Origin of the sequence: Paenibacillus sp. FSL R5-0490 (assembly GCF_001956215.1) — a bacterium.
Lineage (GTDB): Bacteria > Bacillota > Bacilli > Bacillales > Cytobacillaceae > Cytobacillus.
Window position 1 is genome coordinate 19,344 of record NZ_MRTQ01000037.1, and the last position, 13,208, is coordinate 32,551.

Consider the following 13,208-nt stretch of genomic DNA (forward strand, 5'->3'; position numbering starts at 1 on the left):
TACTACCTTAATTTTTCCTTAATTCCTATATTTTTGGAAGTTGAATGATAAGATAAGTGTTGAACATATTAGATTAGGAGAATAGTGATGCAAAATTCAAAATTACTGCTTGTAGATGATGAGCAAGCCATTCTGCAGATGCTGGCCACTATTTTGCAGCGTGAACAGTTTAAAAATATCGATACTGCCTCTACCGCTGCTGAAGCACTGGAGCTTTGCCGTGCCAAATCCTACGATCTCATTCTATTGGATGTCATGCTGCCGGACCGCACCGGTTTTGAGGTTTGCCCATTAATCAGAGAAACAACGGATGCTCCCATCTTCTTTCTGACTGCACGATCAACCGACCTCGATAAACTTTCAGGTTTTGCCCTAGGAGCGGATGATTATATAACGAAGCCCTTCAATCCGCTTGAAGTGGCAGCAAGGATCAAAGCACATTTGCGCCGCCATAAAGGCAGCCAGCCTGCCTCCGTGCAGACAAATTTCGATTTTGGCAGAATTAAGATTAATACATTAGCAGGGGAAGTTACTGTTTCAGGAAAGAAAATCGATCTGCCGGCACAAGTCTACCAGCTGCTTCTTTTTCTGAGTAAACATCCCAATCAGCTATTCAGTAAAAGTCAGTTATACGAGCATGTGTGGGGAGAAGAAGGCTTCGGAGAGGACAACACAGTCATGGTGCACATTCGAAAGCTGCGGGAGAAGATCGAAATCAACCCAAGCAATCCCAGTCACATCATCACCATAAGGGGACTTGGCTATAAATTCGTTCCGGAAGGCAGTATTCATGAACATCCATAGACGATTCATTTTTCAATTTTTTGGTCAATTAATTACCGTTTTTGTGCTCTTCTTTATCATTTTGATTGCTTTTTGGGCTTTTCTTGGTTTTTCCATGATGGATTTTGAATCCAAACAGGATCTCGCCAATGCTGAAGATTATTTCGTGTCTGATCATGTGACCTTTAAAGACGGGAAAGCTGTTTTTAAAGAGGAATTGAAAATTCTCGCAAAGGAACAGAAGGGATGGCTCCTCGCTATCAATGAGAACGGAGAAGTCCTGGGTCATTTTAATGTGCCGGGAAATCCGCCTGTAACATTAAAGGAAAGTGAAATTGCTGCCATGATCTATGGAAGAGACAGTGACTTATCCCAATATACATACTGGAAAATTGGCGATGAATCTCATTTTGTTCTTTTCGGAAGAATTCAGATGGCAGCTAAACTGCTGGAACAGATATCTCCAGCGGTTGACTGGAACCTTAAGAAGCTAAACCTTCCTGAAAAGGTACAGAATGAACTTGCAAAGAGAAACGGATGGGTCCAGCTTATCGGCGCAGATGGAAAAGTAGCGGATGATTTTGGAGTCCGAAATCAGCAGAACCATTATTCAGTCAAGGAGCTATTGGCAAAACAAGATACGGAAAGAAGTTCCACAGCGTTACACTTTGATCCAGACACAGCACAGGCAATCCTGGTGGGAGTTCCTGCTGATGAAAAGAGCTCCACCCTGGAAAAAAGCTTGTTTGAGTCTCTAAACAAGAGTCTCATAATCATTTTTATTATGGCATTCCTCTTGCTTCTGGGCGGAACACTCTGGTATGCACGTAAGTTCGGTGTGCCCCTGCTGACCTTAATGAAATGGATTCAAAATCTGGGGAATGGTGTTTATCAGGAGCCTGGCGATGTTCATGGCAGGCCGGCAACACGAACCAAAAAAGGGAAACTGAAAAGAAAATTCCGCTTGTATAAAGAACTGATTGCCACTTTAGCCCAGCTGACTGAAACGCTTAAGGAAACCGAGAAGCAGCAGCGTATTATGGCCCAGACCAGAGAAGAATGGATCAGCGGCCTTTCCCATGATTTAAAAACGCCGCTATCCTCTATCTCGGGATATGCTCAAATGCTTGCATCCCCTGACTACTCCTGGTCTGAAAAGGAAACAAGGGAATTCTCAGGCATTATGTCTGAAAAGTCGGATTACATGATGGACCTTCTGGAGGACCTGACCTTAACCTACAGGCTCAGAAACCGTGCGCTGCCAATTGCCAAGGTGCCGACCAATATTAACGAATTTATTCGCCGGATCATCATTCAATACATTAATGATCCCGTCAACCAGGATAAAACATTCAATTTCATTCCGCATCCTGAATCCATTACAGCTCCCATTGATGCCAAATGGTTTCAGCGCATCCTGGATAACATCCTTGCCAACGCGATCAAATATAACCTGGCAGGCACAGCCATTACGGTTACCCTCTCTTCTATAGAGGAACACTTACTTGTCGTGAAGATTGAAGATGATGGCACCGGCATGGACAGCATAACGCTCGGAAAACTCTTCAGCCGCTACTATAGAGGAACCCACACTGGTGAAACCGGAAGCGGAACCGGATTGGGCATGGCCATCGCCAAGCAGCTGGTCCAGCTTCACGGCGGCAGCATCAATGTCCAAAGTGAGCCGCAAAACGGCACAATCATTCGGATCATGCTGCCGGTCAGCTAACGTAATGAAAAGAGTGCGAATGCGCACTCTTTTGCTGTATATTGCAATTCAATCAAACGTTTGATTGAAATTTCCGGTTCATCCGATGGCCTAATATAAATGTTTTGACAGCCCGAAAAACTTAAAGCATAGCCTCATAAAAAGAATGCAAACTAAAAGCGCAGATACTTTTATTAGCTGTAAAAGGAGGTGAAAATCATGGCAAAGAATAAGAAAAGCCAATCAGATCATAGGAATAATGCACTTCCAAAAGATACACAATTTGCGGGTGACAGAGAAAACGGCCTTGAAAGAATCGCTTTAAAATCCCAAAGAGACAACACCAAGTAAGCCATATGGGACAGTTAAACTGTCCCTATTTATCCCTGTCGTTGCGTCCGAAATGCATGTGATATACTTTTCGTGCTTTCGTTTCTGTTTCTATATTGCTTATAAACCGTTCTTTAACCTCCTCCAGCAGCAGCCGCTCCAGCTTTTCAAGCCTTTTTGGCCCGAATCCGGTCATTTTTTCGGTAAGCTGCACCTTGTACTGCCCACTTTCCTTATACTTTCGAATGGTTCCATAGGTCTTCCTTTTTGTTTTTCCTACTGTAATATCAAATTCATATTTCTGCTCAATAAAGGAAGAAACTTCAGGAAGCCCCAGGTTCTCATATAAAGGCGGAAATTGATGATGGACAGGAGAATCGGTGAACCTTATGGAATCAATGTTCATGTTACTCTCCCCTCACAAACTTGGATAATTACATTATATCCAGTAAAACAGCAGCCAAAGTGCTGAAAATGAAAAAACGCCTGCCATTAGCAGACGTTTTCCACATGATATAGATGTGTATCCTAATTAGTTCTCTTCAGAACCCCCATCGTTCATATCCATATCACTTTCATCCATATTCTCTTCATCCTGAGGAGATTCTTCATTCATACCGGGTTCCTCCATATCAGAATCCTCTGATGTGTCTGGATCCTGCATTTCATTATCTTCATTATTGTTTTCTTCCATTTGATTATCTTCCAATTCTACATCTTCCGTCTCCGGCGGCGGCTCCTGTTCATCTGTTCCGCACCCTGCCAACAATAATCCTGCACCCAATGGGACTGAAAGCAAAAGCTTCTTATATTTCACTGTTGTCATCTCCTTTGGCAGTATTATGTTTCTTATTATGAACTTACCCTTTTAAAAAAAGGATAAACTGTTCCTGCTGATTAAATCCCGCAGATCCTGCAAATACTATCCCTGCCACTAATGCAGGAGGAAGATTGATGAAAATACTTATCTCCCTAATATTATTAGGCTTCTGGGGATTGCCTCTAAACAGTGCCCAGCCGGAGGATAAAGAACAATGGGATCAGCAGGGCCTCTCTGAGGATTATCATGGCCATATTGAAGATCGCTCAGAAGGGCCATACATGAAAGTTCAGCTGCTTGGAATAAATGATTTCCATGGTCAGCTGAATGTCACCCGGCAGGTTAACGCCAGACCAGCAGGACGCGCGGATTATCTCGCCGCGTATTTACGCAAGCGTGCCGCAGAAAATGAAAATACCATCCTCCTTCATACTGGAGACATGATAGGAGCCAGTCCTCCTGTATCTGCCCTCCTGCAGGATGAACCGACTATTGAATTTTTGAATAAAATGGGGTTTGATATTGGCACCATCGGTAATCATGAATTCGACAGGGGCTTAGATGAACTGCTTCGCTTACTAAATGGCGGAAAACCTTCCGCTGCAAAGAGTTACCCTGGCTCCCGCTTTCCATGGATTGCAGCCAATGTTATCAGTCAGAAGTCAGGCAAGCACATTCTCCCCCCATATAAGATATTAAATGTCAGCGGGGTCCCAATAGGGTTTATTGGTGTGATTATGCAAGAAACACCAAGGTTATCCGCGCCAAATAATGTGAAGGGTCTTACGTTCACGGATGAAGCAGAAGCAATCAATACATATACCCGGGAACTAAAAAAACAGGGAGTAAGAGCCATTGTGGTACTGGCCCATGTTCCCGGCAAATCAAAACCAAATGGAGAACTAGCCATGGGCCAGCTAATAGAATTGGCCCATCAAGTGGATGACGAAGTGGATATTATGTTCGGAGGCCACAGTCATGCTTATCTGAACAGTGTGGTGAATGGGAAGCTGCTGGTGCAGGCCTATTCATATGGCACTGCCTTTTCTGATGTGGATATCGAAATAAATCCCAGGACAAAGGATATTGTCCGCAAGCACGCGGAAATTGTGAATGTTTTTCAAGAGAATATCCAGCCTGCCAGCGACATAACCAGAATGATCAATCACTATGAAAGGAAAGTAGAGCATGCTGTGAACAGATATATTGGCACTGCTGCTATACCTATCACAGCTGCCCGTAACAGAAGCGGGGAGTCCGCCTTGGGCAATCTTATTGCCGATTCCGAGCGGGCAGCGATGAAAACAGATTTCGCTTTCATCAATCCAGGAGGAATCCGCGCAGACATTGACGCCGGCCGTATTACATGGGGAAACTTATATGTCGTGCTTCCCTTCAGTAATCAATTGGTTAAAATGAACCTGACAGGCAGCCAAATCCGTGATGCCCTCAATCAGCAATGGCAGCCTGACACTGCCAGAATTCTTCAGATCTCCGGCTTCACATACAGCTGGGATGACAGACAGCCTGCCGGCAGTAAAATTCAAGAAATCTATCTGCCCGATGGAACAAAGCTTGATCCGGATAGGAAATATTCAGTTGCCGTAAATACCTATCTCGCTGATGGCGGAGATATTTTCACTGTATTTCGAAGTGGTATAAATAGAGTGACTGGACCAATGGATATTGATGCACTGGAGAAATATATCAAGCAGCTCCCACAGCCGTTTAGTTCTGCAATTGATGGTCGGATAAAGAGAATAGACTAAAAAGGACAGCCTCACGCGACTGTCCTTTTTTCTTGTCCATTTGATACTAATAGCAGGATTTCCCTCATATCTTCTATTAGATTCAGAAAGAAAGGAATTGGATAATGAAAAAATATATTTATTTCCTCATGCTGTTCGGTGTCTTCTTTCCAATTTTTCATAAGTCAGCAATCGTTTATGAAAACTGGAGATTATGCACCACAGCTTCTAAATTAACCGGGATCCGGCTCTATGGGCTTGATTCCATGAGAAACCTCCTTATATCAGCACTGGCGGCCCTTGCTGCTTTCTATTTCACGCAGCTATTTATTAGATGGGACAGCAAATATAAAAGCTAGTATAACCGCTATTCATATACCGTAAATTGCGGTTTCGTCGGATGGTCAATGACAAGAGCATCATTCGGAAATTTTAATAGCTTTTGATACAAAACAAGATCTCCCATACAACCAACTGTCAATATCGCTCCCAGGACCGATAATCCAGGCGTGTTAAGCACCACCCCCAGAATAAGCGGCAATAAGCCAGTCGGAATGAATGGCAGCATTAAAACCTTTTTCATTTGCTGAACCGTCACAGGCTGTTTGGCATGTGCATAAGCTATACCCATTTTCAAGTTGACTCCCCAGGACATTTCCTTCCATGGAACACCGCCAATATAGTGAAAACCCGCCAAATGGATGGCTTCATGCAAAATAACGATAACGACCATGCCAGCTAAAAATAATAGCATACCCATAAGATCAATAGTCATTTCCCCGCCGCCATAGATCACAGCATGTAGAATGTAGACCCCAAATATAAGCGCCATCGTTGCAAAAAACAAATAAATCTGCAGCTTCATCATCGAAACAGAAACAACTGTTGCTTTTTTATTATCCAATTTTTCACCCCATCAGAATTGGTCAATACCCATATCTACGGATCAAGCAACAGCGAAGTTTCAGATTTCCCCATTTTCTCTCCTTCTTTTGCCTCAGTCTCATTTTTTCATAATTTACAGTTTCTGCCCAAATGGACCTATTGTAGCTGAAAACACTGTTACCGTGACTGATCGCCTTGTATAATCAAGGCAAGAAAACTCTGAAAGGACTGTGATAAGGAAAGTGCTGTATATATGGGATATTGAAAAAATTATTTTACATACATTAAATGAACAACGCCTCAATATAAATTACGAGTTCAGCAATACACTCGCTTCACCCATGAGCTACAACGTATCAACGAATACAATCAAGTTTAACTATCTGAAAGTGAACGGCTATATAGCCAAAATCAATTTTAAAATAAAAGAGACGGATGAGAACCTGGTAAAATTAATGCTTTACCATGAAATCGGCTATTACCTTGATTTCAAAAAAAACAAACACGACATCAGAACGCTTATGTATGGAGAAGATGACGAGAAAGAACAGCTCATGGCTGAAATAGAAAAAAACTCCTGGGATTACGGAAGAAAGATAGTACCTGAACATCTGGTCAATGCCTATGATCAGTTTAGGGAATTAGATAAAGTGTTCAGCTAAAAAAAAGAAATGCGCCTCATCATGAGACGCATTTCTTTTCAATTTGGCTCAACATGGACATGAACATCATAAACACCATGATCATGCATCATCACTTTTTCCACATGTGTCGCAATATCATGGGCTTCCTTAATATCAAGTGTGGAATTAACCAAGATGACCACATCGATCACCTCATTATTGCCGTAGTTTCTACCTTTAATATCTTTTATTCCTTTAACCCCGTTTACTTTTTTGATGACATCCTGATATTCTTTAATCTTTTTTTCATCAAATCCATCTGAAAGCTCATGGGAAGCTTGTATAAAAATATCCCAAGCCGTTTTGCATATTAAAAGCCCGACAATAATGGCTGTTAACGGATCAAGCCATGGCATGTTCAGCTGTGACCCAAATATCCCGATGGCTGTGCCTAAACTCACCCAGGCATCTGAAATATTATCCTTTGCCGCTGCCATTACGGCCTTGCTGTTAATTTTTATCGCTAATTTCCTGTTGTAGCGGTACACAAAGTACATTGCCGCTCCAGAAAAAACTCCCGTATATGCCGCAAAAACATCGGGAGATTCATTAACACCTTCAAACATGGATGAAACAGCATTCAGCAGGACTTGAAGACCTACAGCGGCCATAATAAAGGAAGCTACCATAGAAGCAATGGTTTCACTCTTCCAATGGCCATACCCATGATTTTTATCCGGAGGACGCTGGGAAATCCTAAGACCTATAAGCACTGCAATTGAAGCAATAATATCCGTGGTATTATTCAATCCATCCGCTTTCAAAGCAGCAGAATCACTCACATATCCAATTGTTAATTTTAGTACAGAAAGACATATATAAGCTGCAATACTAATAACCGCAGCACGCTCACCCAACTTAAGGTTTCGATACTTTTCTTCTTCCATGCCCCAGCCTCCTACATTACCCTTGATTATATTACCAAGCGGCATTCGGGTGGGTCTAGAGCAATCTTTTTGTCTTTTATTAAATAAATAAGCAAAGTGCAATTAAGTTGCACCAATGAAAAATCAAGCCAGCCCGTAAAAGGCTGGCATCTTAATACGTTAAAGAACGAAACAGAATTTAAACAGCCTTCTAATCAAATCTAAGCCCTCTTAAGATTCGCCTCAAACATATCGATTATTTCCAAAAACCGCTCTGCTTCCCTAAAGGTATGGTCAGCCAGAAGAGGATGAATATTGCTTTTGATCCGGCATGCCTCTATTAATTCTCTGGCAGTTTTCTTAAAATCCCTTAATGAAGCAACTGATAGTTTATTCTGGTTTAAGAATTGGCTCAGAATCGGTTTCGTTTCTGATTGCGGCTGCATAGATTCCAGGTCCACAGCCTGGAATAGCAATTGATCGAAATCATGGCTGAACTCTCTGGCCTGTTCAACCAGCTTTCTTTCGGAAGGGTCTAATAAATGACCGATAAATTTAGCATGATCTGCCATGATCTTCAGGAAAAATACATTCTCCTCTATAATGGCTTCAGGTTTTGGAGCAAGTACCCCTGAATTAAGCTCTTTTAATCGATTAGCAAAATAAGCTGCTTCTCTGCTGATATGGTCAATCAATAATGGGTAATTATTTGAACGGATTTCGCATCTTAATGTCAGACCCAATACCTTTCTTTTATAACTCCAGATTGCGGCAGCAGCCTGATAAACCTCGTTATTAAAAGCTTGCACCTGGCCAAGTTCCGAATTTACATTAAACCTAGCCAGCTTTTCCTCTATTCTTTCAAACAATGCAATAAACTGCTGTGCTTCGGTAATTAGTTGTTTCTGCTCATATGTAAAACCCAAACTTAAAAATAAGGCATGTTCTTTCATAATCCTGGACCAAAATTTAATTTCGTCCAGTGATCTAGCGACAATTGGATCCGCCATTTCTTCCCCTCCCTAATTACTCACTCCTTTTCATTTTTATTTACGGTTTGCTGCGATCATTCCATCTATTTTACTTACGGCTCATTAACAGAAGGCAAATCAGTCAGAAAATGCAAGAACTGCTCCCAAGACGGCAGCAGTCCTTCTTTTACTCATATTTTGAAAAATCCATAAAATAGCTATAAATCAAGTAAACAACCATCGCAAACGCGGTTGAGATGAACCCCCAGCCGAGCGTAATCTGCTCGATAACCAAATAGTTATTGCAAAGCTGCACAGGAGACCAGATATATAGCCATCCAAGAGCTAGAAAAAGAATAGTAAAAAAGATAATGAGAGCATGCTTCCAAAATGAACTTAGCTTTGGCCAGCTGTCCCGCAATGGCACCCCAGCCAAAAATGGCAATGAGATATATTTAAATACTTCTACACTGGTAAGCGTCAAAGCTTCATCCATCGTCCTTGGCAGAGACCAATACACCATAATGATTGAAAACAGCAATAGACCCGGCACTCCGTTTTCATTCCATTTTGAGAAAAACTCCGGAAAACGATTCTGAAAGAACTTCGCCATAAATAATCCAGAGATCACCAGCAGGGGCATTTGCATATGCATATGGGTAATCATAATGGACTCCAGCAAATTAGATACAGGCGGGAGCATCAACGCAAGAAGCAGAAGCAATCCGTAAACTGGTGACTTCATCATTCTTCCCTCCCGCTGAGCAGAATCTCCGTTACCCGATCAGCCGCTTCTTCAATCAATGTGTAGTCCATGACTTCAATTAACTGTCCTTTTGGGTTCACCAGATAAAAAGCCGAGTTATGGGCAAAGTTGCCGTATTCATCCGGTATGACAATGACGCCAAACCGGTCCAGCAAAGATTCAAGCTCTTTCTTATCCGGGATCCTTGCCATTCTCCACGTTTCTCCGTCACTGCCGAAAGCCTTACGGTAAGTATCCAATGTTTTCGGATCATCCCTCTCCGGATCAAAACTGATACTAAGGAATTGAATGTCATGGCCAATATACTCTTCCGGAATCCGTTTATATACTTCAGACATATTAACCTCAAGCTCAGGGCAAACCGTACCGCATGAAGTATATAAGAAAGTAATAAAAACATACTTCCCTTCAAATTCCGAGAAAGAGTAGGTCCTTCCATTATTGTCTTCAAGCGTTACATCGGGGAACTGAGGCTTTTCATCCATTAACTGATTAACCCTGGCTGTTTCAGCAGTAAAAGCCTGAAACCCATCTGTGCCAATATAAAATAGGACTATGCCAAACATCAGTACAAGCAAGCTTGATAAAGCTGTTCTATTTTTTGGAAACATGTTTCATCACTTCCTTTTAAAAGAAAGAGACAGCCCAGCAGCCGAGCTATCTCTCATACCTTACCAGGTTTTAAATGGAGGTGAACCTGGAGGCGCATTGACCATGAAATCGACCAATGGAATGACATATGCCATGCCGACAAGGACAATCATACACACAACCCACAATCCCCAGCGTTCTGTCCATCTAGGTGTTGGTGCTTCATCCTCTTCAACTTCTGCAATAGGGAACTCTGTGTTTCCTTTTGGTGCAAAGAACATGAGGTAGAATACTGCGTATACCTGCATTAACACCCCGATCATCAGAAGTGTTCCTCCAATCGCCAGGAAAAACAGGTATGGATCCCAGCTTAGGGCAGTTGCATTGTCAAAGTAAGTTGAATAAGAAGTTCTTCTCGGAGATCCCAGCAGACCGACCCAGTGCATCGCACCAGACATGATGATCATACCGACCGTCCATATAATCGTTTGAATAACCCCAAGTTTGTTGATCTGCGGTGTAAGCACTCTTTTAGATACATAAGGAATGAGCCAATAGCTTAAGCCGAAGAACGTCATAACTACTGACATGCCAAGTGTTAAGTGGAAATGGCCAACGACCCACATCGTGTTATGGACTACTTGGTTCAATTGGTTTGTAGTTTGAGCAATACCGCCCGCCCCAGCAGGGATAAAAGCAGCCATTGCGATAAATGGTGCAAGGAATCTGACGTCTCCCCAAGGGAGCTTCTTATACCATCCAACAATGCCTTTTCCGCCTTTCCTTCTCGCTGTGCGTTCAAAGACTGCAAACATTGCATAAGCAGTCATTAATGAAGGGAAGCCAATGGCCAAACTCATAAACACGTGCATATATTTCACAGGTTCAGAGATACCCGGGTCAATAATTTGATGGTGGAAGCCTCCGGTAATATTCATAATTACTAGTGCTATAACCACAATTCTTGTTAATAAATCATTCCATCTTCGGCCGCCAATAACTTTCGGCACGATGACATACCAGGCTGAGACTGCCGTTAAATACCAGATGTTAACCAGCGTATGGCCGAACGCCCAGAACAGCGTGCGTGCAACCATAACATTTATTGTCTCAACCCATCCAAAAGCCCAAGGAATTATAGTAAAAACCTCGATTGCTACAGGTATGCTTCCGAAGAATAAGAGAACAAAAACGCCGGTTGCAAAGAAAGAAAGAATCGGGATATGCTTGCCGGGATTTCTCTTTCTCCAGCTGGCCACATTGATAAAGGCACCAAAGGCACACATCCATACACCCAATACGATAAATACTAAGCCGATATAGAAAATAGGTGAAGCAGCCATTGGCGGATAGAAAGTATACATAACAGATGCTTCATTCATTAAAATCGGGATTACCGCTAGGACAAATCCGAGAATCTTCATCCAGAAGCCTATCCATGCCATCTTTCTGACCTTAGGAAGCAGGCCGCCCAGTGTATGGGATAACCCAGCATAGAAGTATCCAATTGTGAAGAACGCTGACAATACGACTACCAGCAGAAGACCATGAGCTGTCAGAACCTGATAATAATTCAGCCATGCCGGCAATTCGAGCATTCCAGCCCGGTTCAGGCCTTGCACCAGTCCGAGTATTCCGCCCAGAAGGATGGCCAAGAAAGCAACAGATAAATATGATTTCGTTAATTTTCCATCCTCGAGGCTAATCCCCATAACTTTAATTGCTTTATCCTTAAAAACTTGTGTTTTTCCTGATTGTTTAATAACTGTTTCCACTGTCTATCCCCCCTTTATTTCACTGTAATGGTTGTGCTCATCATTTGATGACCCGCACCGCAGTACTCATTGCAAAGAACCAAATATTCACCTGGCTTATCAAATTTCTGAGTTATTTTTTGTACATAACCAGGCACAACCATAGCATTTAAGTTAGTTTCAGCAACCTGGAACCCGTGAACGACATCTTTTGACGTCAATGTAAAATGAACTGTTGATCCAGCAGGCACTTCTATCTCACTCGGAGTAAAACTGAACACTTGAAGAGTCATAACTACTTCATACTCATTATCGCCAATTTTCTTAATTCCTGGCTTATCGAACGGTGCTGTTTCATCCACTTTCTGAGGATCAATTCGCTCTCCATAGCTTGGCGGCCCCATTTCAAAAGCGAATGCCTGATAGCCCGCGATTAACATGAATCCAATAATCATTCCAAAGCTCAAAATAAGCCATACCTTTTCAGAACGATGCATCATTGTTTATCCCCCCTATATTCTGGCCATATACAGGCCGTACAAGATTAAATACGTAACAAAGATCCCAAGCCCTACAACTGTAACTGAAAAGAACGTACCCTTTAGTGAGTTTTGTTCTTTTGAACTGCTTTGGTCCACTTTTCGTGTATCCACCTTCCATCAGCTCCTTTACTTTGTTACTTACATCATAGTTGAGAAGGGTTTTCATAAAAGTGAAGTGAATCACACTTTCTTCATATTCACTCAAAGGCAAAAAGGTTGCGATTTTGGCTAAAACACTGTAGTATCAAGGGTTTCCTTCACCGAATGGTGCTCTGGCAAGAATAACGGTTCACAAATAGTTCACAAAAAGGCAATTCACCTGTTTTTGATTACGAAAATGCTAAGATAGAATATCCAACTAATGTAAATAACACAAAGAATAATTGGGATTTTATGTTAAGATAATAGTGTGGTTTTTAAGCTAACCGGCAGGTTAATAAAAATTGAAGGGAAGATAGGAGGAACTATTTTGGATGTTTTTGTAATATTAGCTTTTTCATTAGCAGCTGGTGCGTTCTCTTTTGCATTATTTTCAGATGATAAAATTAAGAAACTTGAAAAGAGAGTGAAAGATTTAGAAGTTAAAATAAATGAAAGTTAGGATAGCTGTACTAATTTCAAAAAGTTTCTCATAAATAAAAGAAACTAATCCCTATTGGAATTAGTTTGATAATGGTATGTATAATGGTGGGCCTAAATGGACTCGAACCATCGACCTCACGCTTATCAGGCGTGCGCTCTAACCAGCTGAGCTATAGGCC

General features: G+C 41.9%; 17 protein-coding genes. 7 read left to right on the plus strand and 10 right to left on the minus strand.

Features of this window, described 5'->3' with window-relative positions; all coding sequences use genetic code 11:
- The first annotated feature begins 87 nt into the window (after positions 1-87).
- The 3 genes from BK139_RS22040 (at position 88) to BK139_RS24500 (ending at position 2,842) form a co-directional block, all read left to right on the plus strand.
- Positions 88-804, plus strand: a complete 717-nt coding sequence (locus BK139_RS22040; protein WP_076263090.1) for a response regulator transcription factor — start codon at positions 88-90, stop codon at positions 802-804.
- Positions 791-2,512, plus strand: coding sequence for a sensor histidine kinase (locus BK139_RS22045; protein WP_076263092.1), 1,722 nt, complete (start codon positions 791-793; stop codon positions 2,510-2,512). Before BK139_RS22040 ends, BK139_RS22045 begins: the two co-directional genes overlap by 14 nt.
- Before the next feature lie 198 nt (positions 2,513-2,710).
- The gene (locus BK139_RS24500) at positions 2,711-2,842 is read left to right on the plus strand and encodes a hypothetical protein (protein ID WP_286149083.1); all 132 of its coding nucleotides are present in this window, start codon (positions 2,711-2,713) and stop codon (positions 2,840-2,842) included.
- A 25-nt stretch (positions 2,843-2,867) separates the two neighbouring features.
- On the opposite strand, the gene BK139_RS22050 is transcribed toward BK139_RS24500, so the two are convergent.
- The gene (locus tag BK139_RS22050; protein WP_076263094.1) at positions 2,868-3,227 is read right to left on the minus strand and encodes a hypothetical protein; all 360 of its coding nucleotides are present in this window, start codon (positions 3,225-3,227) and stop codon (positions 2,868-2,870) included.
- A gap of 126 nt (positions 3,228-3,353) precedes the next feature.
- A complete protein-coding gene (locus tag BK139_RS22055) occupies positions 3,354-3,638 on the minus strand; it encodes a hypothetical protein (RefSeq protein ID WP_076263097.1) in 285 nt (94 codons plus the stop codon).
- Positions 3,639-3,775: 137 nt separating this feature from the next.
- On the opposite strand from BK139_RS22055, the gene BK139_RS22060 reads away from it, so the two are divergent.
- Together BK139_RS22060 and BK139_RS22065 are read left to right on the plus strand one after the other, a co-directional pair.
- A complete protein-coding gene (locus BK139_RS22060) occupies positions 3,776-5,410 on the plus strand; it encodes a bifunctional metallophosphatase/5'-nucleotidase (RefSeq protein WP_076263099.1) in 1,635 nt (544 codons plus the stop codon).
- Between the two features lie 104 nt (positions 5,411-5,514).
- On the plus strand, positions 5,515-5,748 hold the full coding sequence (locus tag BK139_RS22065; protein ID WP_076263101.1) for a hypothetical protein: 234 nt from the start codon (positions 5,515-5,517) through the stop codon (positions 5,746-5,748).
- Between the two features lie 8 nt (positions 5,749-5,756).
- Here BK139_RS22065 and BK139_RS22070 read toward each other — a convergent pair whose 3' ends face one another.
- The gene (locus tag BK139_RS22070) at positions 5,757-6,293 is read right to left on the minus strand and encodes a DUF3267 domain-containing protein (protein WP_076263103.1); all 537 of its coding nucleotides are present in this window, start codon (positions 6,291-6,293) and stop codon (positions 5,757-5,759) included.
- Positions 6,294-6,516: 223 nt separating this feature from the next.
- Between BK139_RS22070 and BK139_RS22075 the strand changes: the two genes are divergently transcribed.
- Positions 6,517-6,936 carry a hypothetical protein gene (locus BK139_RS22075; protein ID WP_076263105.1) on the plus strand — a complete coding sequence of 140 codons (420 nt, stop codon included), beginning with the start codon at positions 6,517-6,519 and terminating at the stop codon, positions 6,934-6,936.
- 38 nt (positions 6,937-6,974) lie between these two features.
- On the opposite strand, the gene BK139_RS22080 is transcribed toward BK139_RS22075, so the two are convergent.
- From BK139_RS22080 to BK139_RS23785, 7 genes are all read right to left on the minus strand, one after another.
- The gene (locus tag BK139_RS22080) at positions 6,975-7,844 is read right to left on the minus strand and encodes a cation diffusion facilitator family transporter (RefSeq protein ID WP_076263107.1); all 870 of its coding nucleotides are present in this window, start codon (positions 7,842-7,844) and stop codon (positions 6,975-6,977) included.
- A 200-nt stretch (positions 7,845-8,044) separates the two neighbouring features.
- Entirely contained in the window at positions 8,045-8,833 is a 789-nt protein-coding gene (locus tag BK139_RS22085) for a DUF2935 domain-containing protein (protein WP_076263109.1), read from the minus strand.
- A gap of 148 nt (positions 8,834-8,981) precedes the next feature.
- On the minus strand, positions 8,982-9,542 hold the full coding sequence (locus BK139_RS22090; protein WP_076263111.1) for a hypothetical protein: 561 nt from the start codon (positions 9,540-9,542) through the stop codon (positions 8,982-8,984).
- Positions 9,539-10,171 (minus strand): SCO family protein, encoded by a 633-nt coding sequence (locus BK139_RS22095; protein WP_076263114.1) that lies wholly within the window; start codon positions 10,169-10,171, stop codon positions 9,539-9,541. The genes BK139_RS22090 and BK139_RS22095 overlap by 4 nt, the downstream gene beginning before the upstream one ends.
- Positions 10,172-10,231: 60 nt before the next feature.
- The gene (locus tag BK139_RS22100; RefSeq protein ID WP_076263116.1) at positions 10,232-11,926 is read right to left on the minus strand and encodes a cbb3-type cytochrome c oxidase subunit I; all 1,695 of its coding nucleotides are present in this window, start codon (positions 11,924-11,926) and stop codon (positions 10,232-10,234) included.
- Positions 11,927-11,940: 14 nt separating this feature from the next.
- Positions 11,941-12,405, minus strand: coding sequence for a cytochrome c oxidase subunit II (locus BK139_RS22105; RefSeq protein WP_076263118.1), 465 nt, complete (start codon positions 12,403-12,405; stop codon positions 11,941-11,943).
- A gap of 12 nt (positions 12,406-12,417) precedes the next feature.
- Positions 12,418-12,558, minus strand: coding sequence for a cytochrome c oxidase subunit 2A (locus BK139_RS23785; RefSeq protein WP_139325654.1), 141 nt, complete (start codon positions 12,556-12,558; stop codon positions 12,418-12,420).
- A 358-nt stretch (positions 12,559-12,916) separates the two neighbouring features.
- Between BK139_RS23785 and BK139_RS24505 the strand changes: the two genes are divergently transcribed.
- Positions 12,917-13,048: a hypothetical protein gene (locus tag BK139_RS24505; protein WP_286149085.1), complete on the plus strand. Its 132-nt coding sequence runs from the start codon at positions 12,917-12,919 to the stop codon at positions 13,046-13,048.
- Positions 13,049-13,208 lie beyond the last annotated feature (160 nt).

Bases quoted from the DNA above. Each gene is read 5' to 3' on its own strand.
- BK139_RS22040 (WP_076263090.1), top strand. From the start codon at position 88: ATGCAAAATTCAAAATTACTGCTTGTAGATGATGAGCAAGCCATTCTG.
- BK139_RS22045 (WP_076263092.1), top strand. From the start codon at position 791: ATGAACATCCATAGACGATTCATTTTTCAATTTTTTGGTCAATTAATT.
- BK139_RS24500 (WP_286149083.1), top strand. From the start codon at position 2,711: ATGGCAAAGAATAAGAAAAGCCAATCAGATCATAGGAATAATGCACTT.
- BK139_RS22050 (WP_076263094.1), bottom strand. From the start codon at position 3,227: ATGAACATTGATTCCATAAGGTTCACCGATTCTCCTGTCCATCATCAA.
- BK139_RS22060 (WP_076263099.1), top strand. From the start codon at position 3,776: ATGAAAATACTTATCTCCCTAATATTATTAGGCTTCTGGGGATTGCCT.
- BK139_RS22065 (WP_076263101.1), top strand. From the start codon at position 5,515: ATGAAAAAATATATTTATTTCCTCATGCTGTTCGGTGTCTTCTTTCCA.
- BK139_RS22080 (WP_076263107.1), bottom strand. From the start codon at position 7,844: ATGGAAGAAGAAAAGTATCGAAACCTTAAGTTGGGTGAGCGTGCTGCG.
- BK139_RS22085 (WP_076263109.1), bottom strand. From the start codon at position 8,833: ATGGCGGATCCAATTGTCGCTAGATCACTGGACGAAATTAAATTTTGG.
- BK139_RS22090 (WP_076263111.1), bottom strand. From the start codon at position 9,542: ATGATGAAGTCACCAGTTTACGGATTGCTTCTGCTTCTTGCGTTGATG.
- BK139_RS22095 (WP_076263114.1), bottom strand. From the start codon at position 10,171: ATGTTTCCAAAAAATAGAACAGCTTTATCAAGCTTGCTTGTACTGATG.
- BK139_RS22105 (WP_076263118.1), bottom strand. From the start codon at position 12,405: ATGATGCATCGTTCTGAAAAGGTATGGCTTATTTTGAGCTTTGGAATG.